At 61.7% G+C, this 5,429-nt stretch carries 6 protein-coding genes; 1 reads left to right on the top strand and 5 read right to left on the bottom strand.

The annotated features are described in order from the left end of the window. The 5 genes from VK519_RS13075 to cyoA form a co-directional block, all read right to left on the bottom strand. A partial coding sequence (locus VK519_RS13075; protein WP_324350415.1) for an SURF1 family protein occupies positions 1–455 on the bottom strand: 455 nt, incomplete at its 3' end. 2 nt (positions 456–457) lie between these two features. Continuing rightward, positions 458–847 carry a cytochrome o ubiquinol oxidase subunit IV gene (gene cyoD / locus VK519_RS13070; protein WP_324350414.1) on the bottom strand — a complete coding sequence of 130 codons (390 nt, stop codon included), beginning with the start codon at positions 845–847 and terminating at the stop codon, positions 458–460. Beyond that, complete coding sequence (cyoC, locus tag VK519_RS13065; RefSeq protein ID WP_414692749.1) at positions 844–1,482, bottom strand: cytochrome o ubiquinol oxidase subunit III; 639 nt, start codon at positions 1,480–1,482, stop codon at positions 844–846. Before cyoC ends, cyoD begins: the two co-directional genes overlap by 4 nt. Next, on the bottom strand, positions 1,475–3,448 hold the full coding sequence (gene cyoB, locus VK519_RS13060) for a cytochrome o ubiquinol oxidase subunit I (protein WP_324350417.1): 1,974 nt from the start codon (positions 3,446–3,448) through the stop codon (positions 1,475–1,477). Before cyoB ends, cyoC begins: the two co-directional genes overlap by 8 nt. A 66-nt stretch (positions 3,449–3,514) precedes the next feature. Further along, positions 3,515–4,468 carry a ubiquinol oxidase subunit II gene (gene cyoA / locus VK519_RS13055; protein ID WP_324350412.1) on the bottom strand — a complete coding sequence of 318 codons (954 nt, stop codon included), beginning with the start codon at positions 4,466–4,468 and terminating at the stop codon, positions 3,515–3,517. 160 nt (positions 4,469–4,628) lie between these two features. Between cyoA and VK519_RS13050 the strand changes: the two genes are divergently transcribed. Beyond that, positions 4,629–5,429, top strand: an 801-nt coding sequence (locus tag VK519_RS13050; protein ID WP_324350411.1) for an MFS transporter, incomplete at its 3' end; no start/stop codon positions are given.

Raw genomic sequence — 5,429 nt, 5'->3', positions numbered from 1 at the left:
CCGACGACCGTCGTCTCGCCCGGAAGGCTTGCCGCACAGGTCGCCTTGCCACCACACCACGGCGTCGCAACGAAGCCGCGATTGATGATCACCTCACCGCCGTCCTGGGTGCGCATAGGCGTCAATAGCCAGGAACCTGCGCCCAGCTCCGTGCTGGCGCGCACCCGCACGCTCTTGTCGGGCACGAAGGTACCGGTCAGTTTCATCCGCCGGTATTCATCGTTCGCCGCATTCAACGCCGGCCACTGGCCACGGCCCGGCGCCGCCACCGGCTCGGCGTGCACCCGCGCATCCACACGCGCAACAAGATCATGCTTCCACGCGCGGCGATGCACCTGCCAAATTCCCAGTGCGATGAATCCCGTGAACACCGCCATGCCAAACACCGCGAGCAGGCCCAGAACGAAAACGCCGCGCGGTTGGCGCGGCGTCTTCGTGTCGTTGGGCGCATTCATGCTCAAGGCAGGTTCTTGGCCTGCTGCTCGGTCATGTCGTGGGACATGCCCGGCATCATGTTCGCGTTGAGGTGGAACATCACCCAGATGGATCCGCTGAGCGTAATCACCACCAGGATCGCCGTGAACATCAGCGCCAGCATGTTCCAGCCGCCTTCCGAGTGCGCGTTCATGTGCAGGAAGTAGATCATGTGCACCACGATCTGCACGGCGGCGAAGACAAGGATCACCACCGCCAGAGTCTGCGCGTTGGGGATCACCTTTCCCATCACCAGCCAGAAGGGCACTGCCGTCAGGAACACGGCGAGAAAGAACCCCATCAGATAGCCTTTCAGCGTGCTGTGGGGCGCACTGTCATCGTGGTGGTCGTGCGATTGCGCATGTTCGCTCATGGCAACGCTCCCATCAGGTAAACGAAGGTGAAGACGCCGATCCAGACCACGTCCAGGAAGTGCCAGAACATCGACAGGCACAGGATGCGGCGCTTGTTGGCTGGCGTAAGGCCGAAGCGGCCCACCTGGACCAGCAAGGTGACCAGCCAGACGATGCCGAAGGTCACATGCAGGCCGTGGGTACCCACCAGGGTAAAGAACGACGACAGGAATGCGCTGCGCTGCGGGCCCGCGCCCTGGTGGATGAGCTCGGCGAATTCGTGCAGTTCGATGCCGAGGAAGCCGAGACCGAAGAGGCCCGTGACCACCAGCCAGGCCATCATCGTGCCGCGACGGTCCTTCTGCATCTCCAGCACGGCGAAGCCGTAGGTGATCGACGAGAGCAGCAGCAAGGTCGTATTGACTGCGACCAGCGGAAGGTCGAAGAGCTCGGCGCCCGTGGGACCGCCTGCGTAACTGCGTCCGAGCACCCCGTAGGTGGCGAACAGGCAGGCGAAGATGAGGCAGTCACTCATCAGGTAGATCCAGAACCCGAGCAACGTACCGTTGGCCGGGTGGTGGTCTTCCTTCATCCAGAACTCGACGTCCTGGTTGTTGGCGACGGCCGCGGAAGGCATGGCGTTCATATCAGACATGGGCGGCGAGCGCCTCCGTGCGGGCGGTCTCGGTGCGGGCCACGTCGTCGGCGGGGATGTGGAAATCGCGCTTGTAGTTGAACGTGTGGCCGATCGCCGTCACCAGCAGGCCGAGGAAAGCCAGGCCCGCGATGAGGAACATGTGCCAGATCATGGCGAAGCCGACGACGAAGGCGAAGGCGGCGAGGTAGATACCGGCGCTCGTATTCTTCGGCATGTGGATGGGCAGGTAGCCCTCGGTGCGGCGCCGCTGGTTGCGCTCCTTCATGTTCCACCAGGCATCGGCCTCGTGGATGATCGGGGTGAAGGCGAAGTTGTAGGCCGGCGGCGGCGAGGAGGTGGACCATTCCAGCGTGCGGCCGTGCCAGGGATCGCCGGTGGTGTCGCGCAGTTCCTCGCGGCGCTTGTAGCTCACCCACAACTGGACCAGGAACGAGCCGATGCCCAGCGCAATCAGCACCGCGCCGAAGGCGGCGATCTGGAACCAGATCTGCAGCGACGGATCTTCGAAGTGGTTCATGCGGCGGGTAACGCCCATGAAGCCCAGGACGTACAGCGGCGCGAAGGCAAGCCAGAAGCCCACCAGCCAGAACCAGAATGAGCACTTGCCCCAGAATGGGTCGAGCTTATAGCCGAAGGCCTTGGGGAACCAGTAATTGATGCCGGCGAACAGGCCGAAGATCACGCCGCCGATGATGACGTTATGGAAGTGCGCGACCAGGAACAGGCTGTTGTGCAGCAGGAAGTCGGCCGGGGGGATGGCCAGCATCACGCCTGTCATGCCGCCGATCACGAAGGTGAACATGAAGCCCATGGTCCAGAGCATCGGCACTTCGAACTGGATACGCCCGCGATACATCGTGAACAGCCAGTTGAACATCTTCGCGCCCGTGGGGATCGAGATGATCATGGTGGTGATGCCGAAGAACGAGTTGACGCTGGCGCCCGAGCCCATGGTGAAGAAATGGTGCAGCCAGACCAGGTACGAAAGCACGGTGATCACCACCGTGGCGTACACCATCGATGCATAACCGAACAGGCGCTTGCGGCTGAAGGTGGAGACGACCTCCGAGAACACGCCGAACACCGGGAGCACCAGGATGTACACCTCCGGGTGGCCCCAGATCCAAATCAGGTTCACGTACATCATCGGGTTGCCGCCGAAGCCGTTCGTGAAGAAGTTGGTGCCCACGTAGCGGTCGAGCGAGAGCAGCACCAGCACGGCGGTGAGCACAGGGAAGGCGGCCACGATCAGCACGTTGGTGCACAGGGACGTCCAGGTGAAGATGGGCATCTTCATCATGGTCATGCCCGGTGCGCGCATCTTCACGATGGTCGCGATCAGGTTGATGCCCGAGAGCGTGGTTCCGACGCCCGCCACCTGGAGCGACCATATGTAGTAGTCCACCCCGACATCTGGACTGGCCTCCAGGCCCGAGAGTGGCGGATATGCCAGCCAGCCGGTACGGGCGAATTCACCCACGAACAGTGACGCCATCACCAGCACGCCGCCGGCGACCGTCATCCAGAAACTGAAGTTGTTGAGGAACGGGAAGGCGACGTCACGAGCGCCAATCTGAAGCGGCATCACGAAGTTCATCAGGCCCGTGACCAGCGGCATCGCCACGAAGAAGATCATGATCACGCCGTGGGCAGTGAAGATCTGGTCGTAGTGATGCGGTGGCAGGAAGCCTGGCTCGCCGTTGAAGGCCATGGCCTGCTGGGCGCGCATCATCAGTGCGTCGGCGAAGCCACGCAGCAGCATGACCACGCCGAACACCATGTACATGATGCCGATCTTCTTGTGATCGATGCTGGTGAACCATTCCTTCCAGAGGTAGCCCCAGAGCTTGTACTTGGTAATGAGGCCGAGCACGACCGCGCCAATGAGGGCCACGCCGGCGAAGGTGGCGATCAGGATCGGCTCATGGTACGGAATCGCCTCGAGGGTGAGGCGTCCGAAGATAAGTTTTTCTGCATCGGGCATGTTCATTACCGGACTCGCTAAGGCTTGAATCGAAAGAGGCTGCCGCTAGTCGTGCGGGTGCCCGGCAGGTGCCATGCCAGCCATACCGTGGTCATCGTGCTGGTCGTGTTTTGCCATGTCGCTCATGCACATCTGGCCTGCCGCGACGCACTGGTTGAGGATGGCGTTGTAAAGGCCAGGATCTACCGTGCGGTAATAGCGGACAGGTTCTTTCTCGCTGGGCTTTTCGAGCTTGAGATAGTCCTCGCGGGCGAGGTGGCCGCCATCGGCTTTTGCCTTGGCCACCCAGGCATCGAAATCCGCGTCGGACAGGCTATGCAGCACGAAGCGCATGTCGGAGAAGCCCGCGCCGCTGTAGTTGGCCGAGATGCCTTCGAAATTGCCGGTTTTGTTCATGACGCCGTGGAGCTTGGTCTCCATGCCTGGCATGGCATAAATCATGCCGGCCATGGATGGCACAAAGAAGGCATTCATCACCGTGGACGCCGTGATGTGGAATTCGATCGGCCGATCCACGGGGGCGGCCATCTCGTTGACCGTGGCGATGCCCTGTTCCGGATAGAAGAACAGCCATTTCCAGTCGAGCGCGACCACTTCAACCACCAGCGGTTTGGTATCGGGCGCCACCGCGCGGACGTGGTCGACGCGCTCCAGCGGCCGGTACGGATCGAGCTTGTGGGTGCTGGTCCAGGTGACCGCGCCCAACGCAATGATGATCAGCAGCGGAGCCGCCCAGATCAGCAGTTCCAGCACCGTGGAGTGGTTCCAATTCGGGTCGTACTCGTGGTGCGCGGCCTTGTTCGATTCGCGGTATTTCCAGGCGAAAACAAAGGTCATCACGATCACCGGGATGATGATGATGAGCATCAGCACGACGGAAATGATAATCAGGTCGCGCTGTTGCCTGGCCACATCGCCGGCAGGGCTGAGCAACACCGCATTGCAGCCTGACAAAAGCAGGGCAAGGGCGAGGACCGGCAAGCCGCGCAACGTCTTCATGAACATTCGCATGGTGGAGGTGGATACCCTTGGGACCGGTAAAAGTTACGCCAATCCGCCGCCCGGGGCGATAGGACACTTTGTCCCATGGCATTAACGCGTCTTCGGGTCCATCCTTGGTTATGCTTTAAACAACACCTCCCCCTACCGGGCGAACACGATGTCGAGCATTTCACAAGTTCATCACGGTGCCGAAGGCGCGGAAAACGACGTCCGCCGCCAGCACCAGACAAGCCATGCTGCCGTGGCCCCCGGCGAGATTGCCGTGGGGGTGGTCATCGGCCGGGCCTCGGAATATTTCGACTTCTTTACCTATGGCATCGCGTCGGTCCTGGTATTCCCGGCGGTGTTCTTCCCGTTCTTGAGCCGGGTCGACGGTGTCCTGCTGGCCTTCGCCATCTTCTCGTTCGCATTCATCGCACGCCCGATCGGCACCACATTGTTCATGGCGATCCAGCGTCACTGGAGCCGCGGCACCAAACTCACCGCCGCGCTGTTCCTGCTGGGCACCTCCACGGTCTGCATCGCCTTCCTGCCGGCGAACACCTCCAATGGCTATGGCGTGATCGTAATTCTCTCGGCCTTGCGTTTCCTGCAGGGCATCGCCCTGGGGGGATCGTGGGACGGCCTGCCTTCGCTGCTTTCGCTCAATGCGCCCAAGGCCCGCCGTGGCTGGTATTCGATGCTTGGCCAGCTCGGCGCGCCGACCGGCTTCTTGATTGCTGCGTCGCTGTTCCTGTTCCTGCACACGCAGCTGTCGAACGAAGACTTCCTTGGTTGGGGATGGCGCTATCCGTTCTTCGTCGCCTTCGCGATCAACGTGGTCGCCTTGTTCGCCCGCCTGCGGCTGGTGGTCACCGAGGAATACACCCAGCTGATGGAAGAAGGCCAGCTCGAGCCGATCGGTACCCTGGAGATGCTCAATGCCCAGGGCTATAACCTCTTCATCGGTGCCGTTGCT

This window comes from Pinirhizobacter sp., assembly GCF_035317885.1.
Lineage (GTDB): Bacteria > Pseudomonadota > Gammaproteobacteria > Xanthomonadales > Rhodanobacteraceae > Pinirhizobacter.
This window is presented reverse-complemented; position numbering and strand designations above follow the sequence as displayed.